Below are 14,249 nucleotides of genomic sequence, written 5' to 3'. Positions count from 1 at the left end.
CCCAAGGCAGAATTGCAATGCCTTGGGATTTATTTAAATGATGGTGCAGCGAAGGCTGAGCCAAACTATTTTATAGTCCGTCGTGGTCGCTGATGGCCTTGCGCCATTCGTCGGGAAACGGTATGGACTGCTTATGTTCCAAATCATATAGCACCAATATCGACAGGCAGCGGCTCTTTACCTCCTGCGTATCGGTGTCAAAGATTTCCTGTTCGAGATGGAAGCTCTTGTTGCCGAGCTTGGCGGTACGGGTGCGGACGGCAATATGGTCAGAGCCTTTTATCTGGGCAAAGAACCCCACCTCTATCTTCACTACGAAGATTGCATATCGATCCCAGTCGAAGCCTTTGCATACGGTGGACACATAGTCAGTCTTACCAGAGTCGTAGAACTGAAAATATATGGTATTGTTCACGTGTCCGAACTTGTCAACGTCGTTGAAACGTATCTGCAGGGGCACCACATTGTGAAACTCGTAAATTCTTTCTTCTGCCATCTTGATTTCCTCATCTTTTGTTTTCGCGTGCAAAGGTACTACTTTCTCAGCAGAATCCGCACAATGACGCTTGGAAAATAATAAAAACAGCGCAAAAAACAAAAATAAGTTAGTTTAACGCAGAAAACGAACAATAATTGAAAATTAATGCTTATCTTTGTCGCTGTAAACTTGATCTTCTGATTCGCAGAAAGAATCGGGGCGTTCGTTGAAGATATTTGGAGAAAGTGCCTATAATCTCTATCTTTGCAAAATAAATATATCTACGACGAAAGTATGAAAAAGAACTTGTTAATTCTGATGATGTTGGTAGGAGCGCTGACGGCGCAGGCCAAGGACTACACCTATTTGACTTTTGAGACGACGGATGAGGCGAAAGCCTCCGTGGATGTATCGTCGCTGCCAGTGACGATTAATCTCGACAGCTCGACACTCACCATCGGTTCGCAATCGTTCAGCCTCGCGAACCTGAGTAAGATGTATTTCTCGACATCGGATGAAACATCAGCTACTGGCATCAGCGAAGTGATGAAGGCCGACTTGGACGAGGCTACCGAAATCTATGATTTACAGGGCCATAAGGTGAGCAAGAACCAGATGCGCCGTGGCGTGTTTGTGATTAAGACAAAACAGGGAACCTTTAAACTGAACGTAAAATGAAACGCACATCATTCTCTATGATAGTCCTCGTGCTGACGATAGCAGCCTGGGGGCAGACGCTGAAGATCACTACGAGTAGCGGTACAACATCCTATAACGCAGCTGACGTAACATCGAGTTCGCCAGCTACATTCAGCAATGGCACATCGATGACCATTGGCTCTGATACATACACGCTCAGCAATATCACGAGTATGCAGATAGCCAGTAGCAGTTCTTCAACGGTAGATGCCAATACTGTAAACATTATATATAATGGATCTTCGGCTACGGTGACAATGGCCGACAATGTAGCCTCCTATGTTACGGCCGAGGTGAGTGGTGCTCATGTAAGCATCACCCAGAGTAACACAGCAGCTATCGACGACGACGAGATAACCTACGTGCTCAGCGGTTCGACGACCGACGGCTCGCTGACGCTGGCAGGATCGTACAAATGTACGGTATCGCTTGAAGGTGTAACACTGACCAACCCTAATGGTGCGGCTATCAACATCACCAACTCGAAACGTATACAAATCAACGCCAAGAAGGGCACTGAGAGCACACTGACCGACGGTAGTGGCTCGCAAAAGGCCTGCCTATACTCGAAAGGGCAGATACAGCTACAGGGTAGTGGTACGCTGAACGTGGTGGGTAACTATAAGCACGGCATCAAGTCGGCCTCGTATATCACCATCAAGAACCTGACGCTGAACATCACATCGACCGTAAGCGACGGCATCAACTGCGAGGAGTATTTCCAGATGAAGAGCGGTACGGTGACCATCAGCGGAGTGGGGGACGACGGCATACAGTGCGACCTGGGCGGTACAACATCGACGGGCGAGACCACCGACCACGAGGACGAAGACACCGGCAACGTATATCTGGAAGGCGGTACGCTGACCATAACCACTACAGCAGCGACCTCGAAAGGTATCAAGGCTGATGGAAGCATGACCGTCAGTGATGGAACTTACACCATAAGCACCACAGGAAGTGCTGCGTGGGATAGCGACGATAGTGAGGTGAAGGCTTGTGCGGCGATGAGTGCCGATGGTAATATGACAATCAGCGGTGGCACACTGACGCTTACCAGTAGTGGCAGCGGTGGGAAGGCCATCAGTGTGGATGGTACGCTCACCATCAGTGGCGGCGAAACTTCGGCTATCACCACCGGACAGATAGCCTACTGTTCGAGCACCAGCAATACCACCATCCGCACTGCTACCAGCTCGAGCACCACCGAGAATCTGGCCGACGCGCTGAAGACATCACCGAAGGCTATCAAGGCCGACGGAGCGGGCATACGAGTTAGAGAAACGGCTTGTTAATGCTGCAAAATAAAACCGCATACGGCAGTATTGTACGTATGCGGCAATATAATTGAAATCGAAGTCATGCTATCGCGTCAGCCTGATTTCCTCGTGGTAGAAATAGTTGACCACGACGGGATGGCCATACTCTGAGCGACCATAGGGCAGGTCGTTGATGACGTAGGGCATCTGGTGCTCCTTCGTGTAGGCTTCCACCTGCAGGGCGAGCGTCTGCCAGTAGTCGCGGCGCTTGCGCTTGTAGATGTCGTCGTAGAGCGGTAGCAGGTCGGGATGCTCTTCGCGGATGTACTGCATGATGGTGGGCTTGAACTGTCCGCGAAGGTTCAGGTTCTCCAGCCATACAAGGTCAGAATAATCCTTAACACGCTCGATGATGGCAAAGACATCGGTAATGCCTGGGAAGATGGGTGACACGAAGCAGACGGTGCGGATGCCCGACTCATAGACCTGCTTCATTGCAGCCAGTCGTCGCTCGATGCTGGGCGCATCGTCCATCGCTTCCTTGAACTGCTCGTCGAGGGTGTTTACAGACCACGATACCGTGACGCGCTTGAACGTTTTCAGCAGGTCGAGGTCACGCAACACGAGGTCGCTCTTCGTGGTGACGATAATCTCGCAGTCGGCACCCTGTAGCTGTTCCAGCAGTGCACGGGTACGCTTGTATTCAGCCTCCTGCTCGTTGTAGCCGTCTGTCACCGAACCGATGACGATGCGCTCGCCGTCGTACTTGTGCGGATTGGTTATGGCAGGCCAGTACTTCACGTCGAGGAAAGTCCCCCACGGCTCGGTATGACCTGTGAAGCGCTTCATAAAAGAGGCGTAACAGTACTTGCAGGCATGGGTACAGCCCACGTACGGATTGACGGAATAACCGCCCACAGGCAGCGATGACTTTGTCATCACCGACTGCACTTGTTTGTCATTTATAATCATAACCCTGTTGTTTTAATACTTCCTTAAATTCCTGTGGCAACTCCTGTACCATATTTGCCTCCCCCATAATGGGAACGAGGTCTTCCTTCATGAAAACGGGAATGTTCAGCCGGTGTGCCTGTTCTGTCAAATTCTCCACCCAACTGACTTCCGACACGGCCTTGCCTTTGCGCTTACCCGTTTCCGTTCCTATCACAATCCAGCTAATGCCGTGCAAGTCAACCTCTCCAATATCGTTGAACATCGGCTCGAAGGTGACATGCAGGTGAGTTGAACCTACATTCTCCCGCAACTGGTCGATACGCTGCTTTTCCTTCGAAGAGGTCACCGTGACTCCAAACCATCCGTTGTCGGGTGTAACTGACATGTGCAGCAGGTCGGGCCGTTTACTGAGAAACAGATATTGGTGCTGCACGTTCTGGCGCATCTTGTCGAACACCAGTTCACGCCATTCGTCTTTCCACCCCGCGAGGTCACTCATGCCTGTCAGCAGCCAGTTGTGGGGCTTCGGATTGCCCATCAGCCGCAGCTTGCCAGGATAGAATTCCGGCACAGAGAAATCGTCTGTAATGTGGTAGCGACGACAATTGTTGCGGGCATAGCAATAACTACAGCCGATATTACAGCCAATCACAAGATTCATGTTCTGAATCAGGTCTTTGATACAAACACTCATCGTCTCTCGTTTACTTGCTGACATTTACGCTCTCACCGTCCTCGGGAATGTGGACGCGCCCAGCCACTCCATGCTCCCTGGCAGCCTGAAGGAGTGCGGCACGGGTGACGTGATTGTGGTTCACGCCCTCCAGGTGGGTGGCCACGAAGGTGGCCTTCGGTGCGTAGTCCATCGTCTTCAGCACATCGGGAATGTGCATGATGACATGCCCTCCCACATGAAACTTGTTGCCGCCAGCATTGACTATCACCACATCGGGCTGCCAGCGGTCAAGGTTGCGACGCACACCACTATACCAGATGGTGTCGCCAGCCAGATAGGTCGTAGGCTCCGCAGGGTGCTGGAACACATAGCCGCAGGTGTGGCCGGCCTTCGGCAGCATCCACCAGTGGCCGTGATGGCTCTCAGCCTTCGACAGACGAACATCGCCCAGCTGCATCTCGCCCTCAATCACTTTCACCTGCTTGAACCCATGCGACACGACCACCTCACGGTCCAGCTCGTCCTGCACGACGATGAGCATTTCCTTCGGCAGCTGCTCATAAGCGGCATCGTCTATGTGGTCAGTGTGCAGATGGGTCAGCAACACGCAGTCCACATCCCTTAATAGTTCGTCCACCGTCATCGGCAGGTCGTGAATCGGGTTGCGCAATTCCTGATGGTGCGAGAACGGGAACGGAGGCATACAGCCCTTTTCGCCCAGCATGGGGTCTATCAGCATCACCTTACCGGCATACTCAATCTTAATCGTAGCGTTTCTAATCTGTTGAATCTTCATGTTCTTTTCTGTTTTTTTGATTTCTGGGTGCAAAGGTACGGCGAAATGTTAAAGATGTCTATACCAGAACAACATGTTGTTATGCCATTTTGATAAATCACGCTTTTTTCGTACCTTCGCAGCCGAAATCATATAAAGAGGTATGGCAAAAACAACATACAGGCTCGTAGAGGTGCCTTTCAGCAAGACGGAATGTGGTGTAGATTTCTTTATCAACACCGCCCATGGTAGTGAGCGGAGGGGCGTGCTGACGGAATACCCCGTGTTCAAGACCGATTTTTTCGAGATGTTCTTCTTCCGTAAGGCCAATGGCTATCTGTTGCTGGGCTACCAGAAGATAGAACTGCGCGATGGCATGGTGCTCATACTGAAGCCCCACCAGCAGCAGGAATGGCACATTGACGAAGATGCCCTCGACTACGATTTCCTTATCTTCCGCAACGACTTCATGCGTACGTTTATTGCCGACAAGTTCTTTGTCTATCGCCTGCAGTACTGCCAGCAGACCGACACGCCACCATACTTCATGGCAACAGCCGACGAACTGACGGAATACGAACGGCTGCTGAAGAAAATCCGCAGCGAACTGCGCCAGCCTGTAGCCGACAGCTACCATATCATCGTCAGCGTGCTCTACTATCTGCTGGCCGTCTTGAACCGACGCTATACCGAGACATATAGTCTGCCCTTTGAACTGCCGAAGAACCACTACGCTTTCCTGTTTGTGGAACTGATGGAGCAGCACATCCGCGACCTGCAGCGTGTGCAGGAATATGCCGACCTGATGCACGTCAGCCGGGTGACGCTTAACCAGAGCGTCATGGCGCAATATGGTGTTCCAGCCACCGTCCTGCTGAAGCAACGCCTGCTGGCCGAAATCAAGAACGGACTGTTGTTCAGCCACAAGACGGTCAGCGAGATTGCCTACGACTTCCACTTCTCAGAGCCTTCACATCTGATGCGGTTCTTCAAGAAAGCCACAGGCAAGACGTGTACACAATTCCAGCAAGAATACGAGAATGGAACGTTTGAATAACTCTTTTAGGTAAATTTCAATTTATGAAAGAATGGCTGTTTCTGATTGGTGCCATCTTCCTGGAGACGTTTGCCACCTCGATGCTCAAATGCCAGCGAGCTGCTTTCTGCAGTTATTGATGCCAATCCTAAGTTCCATAAACTCTATCAAATGTATAAATTAGTCGCTTGATGAATGAATATTCACTTGCGAAAGTTCAGTTAAATAAAAAAACGATGATTAGAAGGTAAGTTTAACGCAGAAAACGAACAATAATTAAAAATTAATGCTTATCTTTGTCGCTGTAAATTTTAAATAGAAAACGAATATGATACTTTCAACAACTCCAACAATCGAAGGTCACACTATCCGTGAGTACAAGGGTGTGGTGACAGGTGAGACAATCATCGGTGCAAACATGTTCAAGGATCTGTTTGCTGGTATCCGTGATATAGTAGGTGGTCGTGCCGGTAGCTACGAGAAGGTGCTGCGCCAGGCCAAGGACGAGGCTATGCAAGAGATGATGGAGCGTGCACATGCCTTAGGTGCCAACGCTATTGTAGGTATCGACCTGGATTACGAGACTATCGGTGCCAACGGCTCGATGCTGATGGTAGCCGCCAGCGGAACGGCTGTAGTCATCTGACATATCAGATATAGATAAAACGATGATTAGAAGAGCAGAAATAAAAGATATACCAGTAATCATTAAATCCCAAGGCAGAATTGCAATGCTTTATGAAACGATTTTTACTGAGTGGATTCATCCTGGTTCTAAGCACGCTGTTTTGCGTGGCCCAGCACCTGCATGGTATAACTATCGATGTGGGTAAGAACCATCAAGCCGATTCTACCCGTATCACTTATTTCAGTATCGGTTTGAGCAACCACACCGATACACTGAAAGGCGTGCAACTGAATGCGATATCAAACTATGCATATAATGTCAGAGGACTGCAACTGTCGGGCTTCTCAAACATATCATCCACGCCAATGAAGGGCTTACAACTAAGCGGTGTTACCAATATAGCGATGGGCGTGGATAAAGGTATGCAGCTATCGGGTATCCATAATATCTCGTCGGGCTATATGCGCGGTATGCAGTTGGGAGCATCAAACTATGCCGAGGAACTGGATGGTGTACAGATAGGGCTGCTGAATACTGCCCAGAAGCACACCAAAGGTTGGCAAGTGGGACTTATTAACTATACAAAGGATACTAGCGGGCGCAAGATAGGACTGGTAAATGTTAACCCGCAAACCACCATAGATTGGATGGTTTTTGGCGGTACCAGCTCGAAATTGAATGGTGCCATCAGATTCCGCAACAAGAGCACTTACAATATCATAGGTGTCGGTACACATTATATGGGTTTTAACGAGGATTTCTCGGGGGCTCTATTTTATCGTATCGGACAATACAAGCAGATTACGCCAAAACTGTCGCTCAGCGGCGATATAGGCTATTACCATATCGAAACATTTAAGAAACACAGTAACGACGGCCCCTCGCAATTGTTCTCGATACAGGCCCGTATCAATGCCGACTATCAGCTGTCGCCCAGAACGGCACTTTTTGCCTCGGTGGGATATGGCGACACGCGCTATTACTATCACGAACTAAAATATCGCCATCGTATGCTGGCCGAAGCCGGACTAACCTTCCGTTATCCGCACAATGTACACCGCGAATCTGCGGTGAACAAGCGAACCGAAGACCGTACGCCTGCCGATTCGGTGATGGCGATTGGGGTGGGGAAGAAACATCCCTGGTGGGCTCTGGGACAGGTGACAGGCGTGAATGCATTTGTACATCTGTTCGACCGTGTAATCACCAACCAGGACTTTGCGCAAACCACACTTCACACCTGGGGCGAGAACTTTAAGAACGGATTTGTATGGGATAACGACCAGTTCTCAACCAATCTGTTTATGCATCCCTATCATGGCAATCTGTATTTCAATTCAGCCCGAGCCCAGGGTCTCAACTTCTGGGAGTCGGCCCCGTATGCGATGATCGGCTCACTGGAATGGGAGTTTTTAGGAGAGATTGAACCACCAGCGCTTAACGACTTGATAGCCACCACCTTTGGAGGTATCTGCATTGGCGAAATCACCAATCGTATCAGCAAGATTTTCTTAAATGATTCGAAACGTGGCTGGCCTCGATTCTGGCGAGAGTTGGGAGCTACCATCTTTAACCCTATGGGTGAATTGAAGCGATTTGCCACCGGCGATGCGTGGAAAGTGCGCAGCCGAAACTACAGATACCACGATTATAATCGTAATCCTATCGACGTGTCGATATCGTTGGGCGATCGTTATTTGGCCGACGATGGTGGTTTGTTCAAGGGCGAACACAATCCATACATCAATCTCTATCTGCAATATGGCGACCCAGTAAACGAGGGTGAGCACAATGCACCTTACGACTTTTTTGAGATGGAGTTTACAGGCGGAATCTCCAGCAATCAGCCCATACTCAATCAGATACATCTTCTGGGACGTTTGTGGAGCACACCGATGATAGAACGCAGGAACATCAAAGCCGAATTCGGTCTGTATCAGCATTTCGACTATTTCGACTCGAAACCTGTAAAAAACGGTTCCGACCTCACGCCTTATCGCATCAGCGAGGCAGCAGCCTTTGGTCCTGGTGCTATTATTCAGATGCCCGAGGTAGGCGCACTCTCACACCTTGAGCAACGAATCTTTGCCAATGTAATCTTATTGGGCGGAACCAAGAGCGACTACTACAATATCATCGACCGCGACTACAACATGGGTAGCGGCTTCAGCGTGAAGACAAAAACCCACATGGAGATGCGTAACTTCGGACGTTTTATTCTTAATGCCCATTACTATCGTATCTTCACCTGGAAGGGCTACGATCGTGATACGGATTTTGCCAACCTTACCCACGAAGACATGCTACATCTGAACGCACAGGGCGACAAGGGAAACGCTGCTCTGCTGGTGATAAACCCGTTGACCGAATTCGACATTGCCCGCAACTGGAGTATTGTACTTTCCAGTTCATACTATGTTCGCAGAACACATTATAAATATGCTGATGATGTGAAAGCCAATACCTTCGAGATTCGCCTCGGTGCCACTGTACATCTGTAAGTTTGCCAAACAAATTCAAAATTCATCCATCGGATAGCTGACGCCCCATTTGCGACGGAGATTGTCCATCAGTTGCATGATGTAGAGCGTCTCGGCATGGGGCATCTCGCGCGGCTCTGTCAGTCCGTCGATAAGCGCCTGCCTACAAGCCAGGAACTGGTACTCATAGCCCGTTATCTGCTGTGGCACATGTATGGTCTCCACATATGTACGGTCGGGGCCATTCAGGGTTATCGTCTGCGGGTTGTTGATGTTGTCGATAATGATATTTCCCTCTGTGCCTGCGATGACGCCTATATTGTCGCCCACACACTGTGCCGACGACTGGACGTTGGCAAGGATGCCGTCCTTCAGGATGATGGTGATGGCATTGGTCAGATCCATGCCAGTGGCGCTCTTCACGCAATGCCCGTCAATGGTCTCAATATCGCTATCGCAGAACATACGCACGAAGTTCAGCGCATAGACACCGAGGTCGAGTAGGGCACCTCCGCAGAGGTCAGCGCGCATGATACGCTCCTTGTTACCCATCGAATAGCCAAGGGTGGCAGTTACCAGTCGCGGTTGCCCGATACGTCCGTCAGCGATAAGTCCTCTGACAATGCCCACGGCAGGTTGATAGCGCGTCCAGATGGCTTCGGCCAGGAACACATGCCGTTCGTGAGCCAAATTGATGATATCCTGCGCCTGCCTGGCGTTGGCCATAAACGCTTTCTCCACCAGACAGGGCTTACCAGCCAGTATAGCCTCGCGGGTCACGTCGTAATGATGCGAGTGCGGCGTGCCGATATATACGAGGTCAACATCCTGGTCTGCGATAAGCTCGCTGTACGAGCCGTACGCCTTCCTGATGTTCCACTTGGCAGCAAAAGCCGCTGCCTTTTCCTGATTACGTGAACCCACGGCATAGGCCTCGCAACGCTCTAATCCGTTCAAGGTGATGGCCGCCTTCTCGGCAATCCAGCCCGTACCAATAATTCCCACTTTCATCATACGTCTTTGTATTGCTTAATGATTCATAATCTTGTGGCAAAAATAGTGAAAAGTCGGCATTTATTTTGTATTTCTGCCGCAGATTTAAGAAGATTTGTGAAAATACAAGAAACATAATATTTACCCTCAGGCTTCGTATTTTTGAAACCTGAGGGTGAATTTTACCAAGCGCCTACGCAACTTGTAGCTCCCAGTGCAGTCAGGATGGCAGTTGCGATTGATGCAATCAGCTGCACGATAAACTTAATGCTTTCTTTCTTACTCATAACATTTAACTTTGAACTTTTAGCTTTGAACTTTCTTTAAAGCGCTGGGGCTTTCGCCCCTAAGCGCTAATCTTCGGTGCTTCCGTCGGGGTTAGGCTCACCGCCGCCACCGCCGTTGCCGCCTGTGTTGCCACCCTGGCCAGCGTTGGTAGGCTCATTAGTGCTGCCGTTCTCGTTCTCTGGATTCTCGTTGTCCTCAACCGTACCAGGATCGGTGCTGGTCACGCGCTTCACCTCGTTGCCGTCTCGATCGTAGCAGGTAATCTGGATGGTAGTGCCTGCCAGCGCCTGCTTCAGATCTACCGCTGGAGTGAAGATGATGCGGCGACTCGAAATCAGTCCGGTCTTAACCTCGTCCACCTTCTCCACGCTCTTGGCGCGCAAGCCGAATCGCATGGTTCCCAGACCTGGCAGCGCTACCGAGTGACCTTCAGTGGCCCACGCCTTGATTACCTCGCCGGCTGCATCCCAGCATACCTGCATCACACCCTTGCTCACGCCGCTGCGAAGGGCAGCTTCCTGGATCACCTTTTCCTGACTGAGTGAGGTGTACAACTCCGGCATCATGATGTAGCGATAAGTGCCCTCATACTTGCCAATCTTCTGCAACTTTTCCTGTGCTTTAACTTTAAGTGCCATAATTCTAATTTTGTTTTTGTGTTGTTGTTAAATTTTTTACCGTTTTACTTTTTTACTCTTTTATTGTCTCAAATTCGATGTTGGTTTGCGGCCACACGTGGGAGAATTTCTTAGTGCACGTGGGAGATTCTTTTTCCTCGCGCGGGAGCATCATCTCCATCTTCATCTTGACAATGCAAAGGTACGAAAATTTCGTTATATAATGAAATATTAATTGTTAATGAATTGTTAAAATTGATAAGTACCTTTATATGAGCACAGAGCACAGAGCACAGTTTTCTCATGAGCACCTCAAAATACGCAAGTAATATTTTTACTATATATATAATATATATATTATATATATAGTAATTATTATATAGAGTAAAACTCACTAACCACATGCACCCTCTCGCAAATAAACTGTGCTCTGTGCTCTGTGCGCTTTTGTGATTATTTTCTCCCCACAAAATTTGGTCAAATCAAGGAATTGTGTTATCTTTGCAAGCAAATCAACAATTGCTGAATAGAACGAAATGCCAGTAGATAAACAAGTGCTTTTGCGCTATCAGGTACTGAACGACTGTTTCAGAAATCCCTATCGGGAGTACGACATCGACGATCTGGTTGATGCTTGTAGCGAGGCTATGCGCGGTAAATTAGATATGACTGCAGGCGTATCAAAGCGTACAGTACAGAATGATATAGCCAATCTCCAACTGCCACCATATAGCATACGTCTTGACGAAACATTCTATCGCGGCAAAAAGCGTCTTTATCGCTATACCGATACCAACTATTCGCTGCCGATGTATCGCATGAACGACAGCGAGCGACATAAGATACAAGACGCTATTTATGTATTGAGAGATTTTGAGGGCGAACCTCTATACGACTGGGCTAGGACAGTGCTTATGCAGGTAGAAGGCGGACTCCTGAGCGAAACCACAAAGACAGTGGTGTCATTCCAGACTAATCCCGATCTTAAAGGCTTAAACCTGTTCAACGATCTGCTACAAGCTATACTCTCCAAGCGAGTACTAAGGATTACCTATGCCCCTTTCGGCAAGGATTCATATCAAGAGCGCATTTATCCTTATCATCTTAAGCAGTACAACGACCGCTGGTATCTTATAGCCCAGGCCGTTGGCTACGACACTTTGGCCCATTATGCGCTGGATAGAATCGATGGTTTTGAGGAGATCCAGATGAAATATAAGGAGGCTGATGTAGATTTCGAAGAGTATTTCGACGATGTGATAGGCGTAACAGTCCCTGAGGGAATCGAACCGGTAGATGTTCTCCTGCGAGTTAGTAACAACCGCTTTAACTACATCAAAACCAAGCCATTACACCTTTCACAGCGTGTAGTCAGAGATGAAGATGGCCATACCGTTATATCTATTAATGTAAAGATTAATAAAGAACTCATAGCCCTAATTCTGTCCTTCGGCCCTGATATTGAAGTGCTCGCACCCGCCCCTCTAAAAGCCGAAATTGCCAAGAATATCCGCGCTATGAGTGATAAATATAACATCAATGCAGAAAACTTGCACACATAAGCGCTAACTTTGCCAACGTAAAGTAATTGATGTTGGATTTTAAAGTTGGCGTTTATGGATAATTTGGCAAAAATGGCTTGGGCGATATTCCTTACATCACTGACGTTCGGAATATGGACGTTTCCTCTCTTATTTGGATTTTTTATAATCCATCTGGTGGTTCGCGCTAAGTGGCCTGATTTTTACGAAAAGTACTTTTAATACAACTGCTATGACTAAGTTTTCTTCTTTCTTGTGGACTATGGTCCTCGTAATCTTCTTTTTGGGATTTAAGGCGGCCATCATAATTTATGTTGTAACATTCGTGGTACTCTACATTCTCTACAAGATCAAGCCTGAATGGTTTAAGCCTTTTTGATTAAAATTCTATATATTATGGTTACAGAAGAGTATTTTGATGAGCTCACTGAGAGCATGGCAAAGCAGAGCGTAGAATCGCTTATCGACGAGTTCAACGCCAAGGTAGGCAGCACTGCATGGACATCTATTCGTGGTCTGCATGATAGTGTATTGATCGACACCCTTATCGCAAAGAACATCGATGTGTCAGCCATTTACGATGGCGCCAGTATCTCTTTCGTCCGTAAGGTTAAGCTGAACGGTAACAAGCTAGAACTAATTTAATTAGGAGGATTTGTTATGTTTGAAAATTGGATTATCCTACTTATATTAATACTTGCACTGATACGGATTGCATGAAAAAATACCTAATTTTATTTGGGGCTTTAAACTTTTATTCCTATATTTGCAACGTAAATTTAATAAATTATTATGTACGACGATTACGACGACTACAACGAAAGGAACGATGGTGACAACATGCGAGGCTGGGATCCCGCATCTGAGGACGATTCTAAAGATAATGGTATGGATCGCTGGTCAGAGAACAACGATGATAAAGGTTGGTGGTAAATAGTATAAAAGATTATCATGTTATGGCAGCCAAATCACGTATAATAGAGTGGGAGAATGCTCTTAATCTTAAGAGCAGATATGAACTCCAATATATCTTAGACCATCCAGAAGGCTACACTTCAGGGTTCCTTAAGATGGCCCAAGCCAAGTTGGCAGGATTCTCTGATATGCCTGATCATGAGGCAATGAGAGAAGTGCTTAAAAGATGCCTCCAAGAAATGGGTTGTCCCTATACAGAAGATGAGGATGGCGATCTTGAGATTTGGTTCCAAGGCACTCAATTCCTACTAATCTTATCACCTGATAATCATTATATTGAGATTATTGATTATTGCTGGATTAAGGCAGATATGGACGATGCTGAGGAAGTAGACAGGTTAAAGCAATCTATCAACAAGGCTAATACAGAGAGCGACATAACTACTATATATTTCACTGATGAGAAGAGTCATGTCATTGGGGCATATTGCTCTACCAACATTCTCTATCGCCCAATGATTCTTGATATGAAGAAATATCTTGAAATCAGGCTCAGCAATTTCTTCCTGGCTCATGATATTATTCATGCAGAGATGGTCCTTCTAAAAAAGCTGTAAATGATAACGCAAAAGTATACCAACAAATAATTCAATAGTATACCAGTCCAAAAGAGCGCTGCAAATATACAAAGAGTTGGTTATACATTACTTTTTTCTATTAATTTTTTTGTTTCTTTAATACGATATGACGTACCTGTCATGTTGACGAGATACGATTTGTGACACAGTCTGTCTACTAGAGCGGAGCACAAGACTTTATCCTTGAGCACCTCTTCCCACCTCGTAAAAGGCAGGTTCGTGGTGATGATGGTAGCTCTCTTTCCTGTCCGCAGAGAGAGGTGATTGAAAAG

Annotated in this window: 17 protein-coding genes; 9 read left to right on the top strand and 8 right to left on the bottom strand. The window is 47.6% G+C overall.

The window, feature by feature from the left end; genetic code table 11:
* Positions 1-70 precede the first annotated feature (70 nt).
* Positions 71-496, bottom strand: coding sequence for a thioesterase family protein (locus T491_RS0113205; RefSeq protein WP_028904298.1), 426 nt, complete (start codon positions 494-496; stop codon positions 71-73).
* A gap of 276 nt (positions 497-772) precedes the next feature.
* Here T491_RS0113205 and T491_RS0113200 point away from each other — a divergent pair, with 276 nt between their 5' ends.
* Together T491_RS0113200 and T491_RS16620 are read left to right on the top strand one after the other, a co-directional pair.
* The gene (locus tag T491_RS0113200) at positions 773-1,156 is read left to right on the top strand and encodes a hypothetical protein (protein ID WP_028904297.1); all 384 of its coding nucleotides are present in this window, start codon (positions 773-775) and stop codon (positions 1,154-1,156) included.
* Positions 1,153-2,472 carry a carbohydrate-binding domain-containing protein gene (locus T491_RS16620; RefSeq protein WP_036916130.1) on the top strand — a complete coding sequence of 440 codons (1,320 nt, stop codon included), beginning with the start codon at positions 1,153-1,155 and terminating at the stop codon, positions 2,470-2,472. Before T491_RS0113200 ends, T491_RS16620 begins: the two co-directional genes overlap by 4 nt.
* 69 nt (positions 2,473-2,541) lie before the next feature.
* On the opposite strand, the gene T491_RS0113190 is transcribed toward T491_RS16620, so the two are convergent.
* The 3 genes from T491_RS0113190 to T491_RS0113180 are packed head-to-tail and all read right to left on the bottom strand — an operon-like array spanning position 2,542 to position 4,862.
* Complete coding sequence (locus T491_RS0113190) at positions 2,542-3,408, bottom strand: radical SAM mobile pair protein B (protein WP_027454042.1); 867 nt, start codon at positions 3,406-3,408, stop codon at positions 2,542-2,544.
* Complete coding sequence (locus tag T491_RS0113185) at positions 3,395-4,084, bottom strand: radical SAM mobile pair protein A (protein WP_024990706.1); 690 nt, start codon at positions 4,082-4,084, stop codon at positions 3,395-3,397. The genes T491_RS0113190 and T491_RS0113185 overlap by 14 nt, the downstream gene beginning before the upstream one ends.
* A 10-nt stretch (positions 4,085-4,094) precedes the next feature.
* The gene (locus T491_RS0113180; protein WP_024990707.1) at positions 4,095-4,862 is read right to left on the bottom strand and encodes an MBL fold metallo-hydrolase; all 768 of its coding nucleotides are present in this window, start codon (positions 4,860-4,862) and stop codon (positions 4,095-4,097) included.
* 142 nt (positions 4,863-5,004) lie between these two features.
* On the opposite strand from T491_RS0113180, the gene T491_RS0113175 reads away from it, so the two are divergent.
* The 3 genes from T491_RS0113175 (at position 5,005) to T491_RS0113160 (ending at position 9,006) form a co-directional block, all read left to right on the top strand.
* Positions 5,005-5,898, top strand: a complete 894-nt coding sequence (locus T491_RS0113175) for an AraC family transcriptional regulator (RefSeq protein ID WP_024990708.1) — start codon at positions 5,005-5,007, stop codon at positions 5,896-5,898.
* Between the two features lie 307 nt (positions 5,899-6,205).
* A complete protein-coding gene (locus tag T491_RS0113165) occupies positions 6,206-6,523 on the top strand; it encodes a heavy metal-binding domain-containing protein (RefSeq protein WP_028904296.1) in 318 nt (105 codons plus the stop codon).
* Positions 6,524-6,615: 92 nt separating this feature from the next.
* Positions 6,616-9,006, top strand: a complete 2,391-nt coding sequence (locus tag T491_RS0113160) for a DUF3943 domain-containing protein (protein WP_028904295.1) — start codon at positions 6,616-6,618, stop codon at positions 9,004-9,006.
* Positions 9,007-9,021: 15 nt separating this feature from the next.
* Here T491_RS0113160 and T491_RS0113155 read toward each other — a convergent pair whose 3' ends face one another.
* The 3 genes from T491_RS0113155 to T491_RS0113150 all read right to left on the bottom strand — a co-directional run bounded on the left by T491_RS0113155 (position 9,022) and on the right by T491_RS0113150 (position 10,904).
* Complete coding sequence (locus T491_RS0113155) at positions 9,022-9,996, bottom strand: Gfo/Idh/MocA family protein (RefSeq protein WP_028904294.1); 975 nt, start codon at positions 9,994-9,996, stop codon at positions 9,022-9,024.
* Positions 9,997-10,160: 164 nt separating this feature from the next.
* Positions 10,161-10,265, bottom strand: coding sequence for a smalltalk protein (locus T491_RS17735; RefSeq protein WP_155950143.1), 105 nt, complete (start codon positions 10,263-10,265; stop codon positions 10,161-10,163).
* A 66-nt stretch (positions 10,266-10,331) separates the two neighbouring features.
* Positions 10,332-10,904, bottom strand: coding sequence for a DNA-binding protein (locus T491_RS0113150; protein WP_028904293.1), 573 nt, complete (start codon positions 10,902-10,904; stop codon positions 10,332-10,334).
* A gap of 515 nt (positions 10,905-11,419) precedes the next feature.
* On the opposite strand from T491_RS0113150, the gene T491_RS0113140 reads away from it, so the two are divergent.
* The 4 genes from T491_RS0113140 to T491_RS0113115 all read left to right on the top strand — a co-directional run bounded on the left by T491_RS0113140 (position 11,420) and on the right by T491_RS0113115 (position 13,956).
* Positions 11,420-12,445, top strand: a complete 1,026-nt coding sequence (locus tag T491_RS0113140; protein ID WP_028904292.1) for a YafY family protein — start codon at positions 11,420-11,422, stop codon at positions 12,443-12,445.
* Between the two features lie 375 nt (positions 12,446-12,820).
* Complete coding sequence (locus tag T491_RS0113125; RefSeq protein WP_028904291.1) at positions 12,821-13,069, top strand: hypothetical protein; 249 nt, start codon at positions 12,821-12,823, stop codon at positions 13,067-13,069.
* 147 nt (positions 13,070-13,216) lie between these two features.
* Complete coding sequence (locus T491_RS17730; protein ID WP_155950142.1) at positions 13,217-13,357, top strand: hypothetical protein; 141 nt, start codon at positions 13,217-13,219, stop codon at positions 13,355-13,357.
* 23 nt (positions 13,358-13,380) lie between these two features.
* The gene (locus T491_RS0113115; RefSeq protein WP_028904290.1) at positions 13,381-13,956 is read left to right on the top strand and encodes a hypothetical protein; all 576 of its coding nucleotides are present in this window, start codon (positions 13,381-13,383) and stop codon (positions 13,954-13,956) included.
* 80 nt (positions 13,957-14,036) lie between these two features.
* Here the strand turns inward: T491_RS0113115 and T491_RS0113110 are convergent.
* Positions 14,037-14,249: ATP-binding protein (locus tag T491_RS0113110; RefSeq protein ID WP_028904289.1), on the bottom strand; the 213-nt coding region annotated here is incomplete at its 5' end.

This window comes from Prevotella sp. P6B4 (assembly GCF_000619985.1).
Taxonomy (GTDB): Bacteria; Bacteroidota; Bacteroidia; order Bacteroidales; family Bacteroidaceae; genus Prevotella.
Note: the sequence above shows the minus strand (reverse complement) of the source record. Positions and strands in the feature narration are given on the sequence as shown.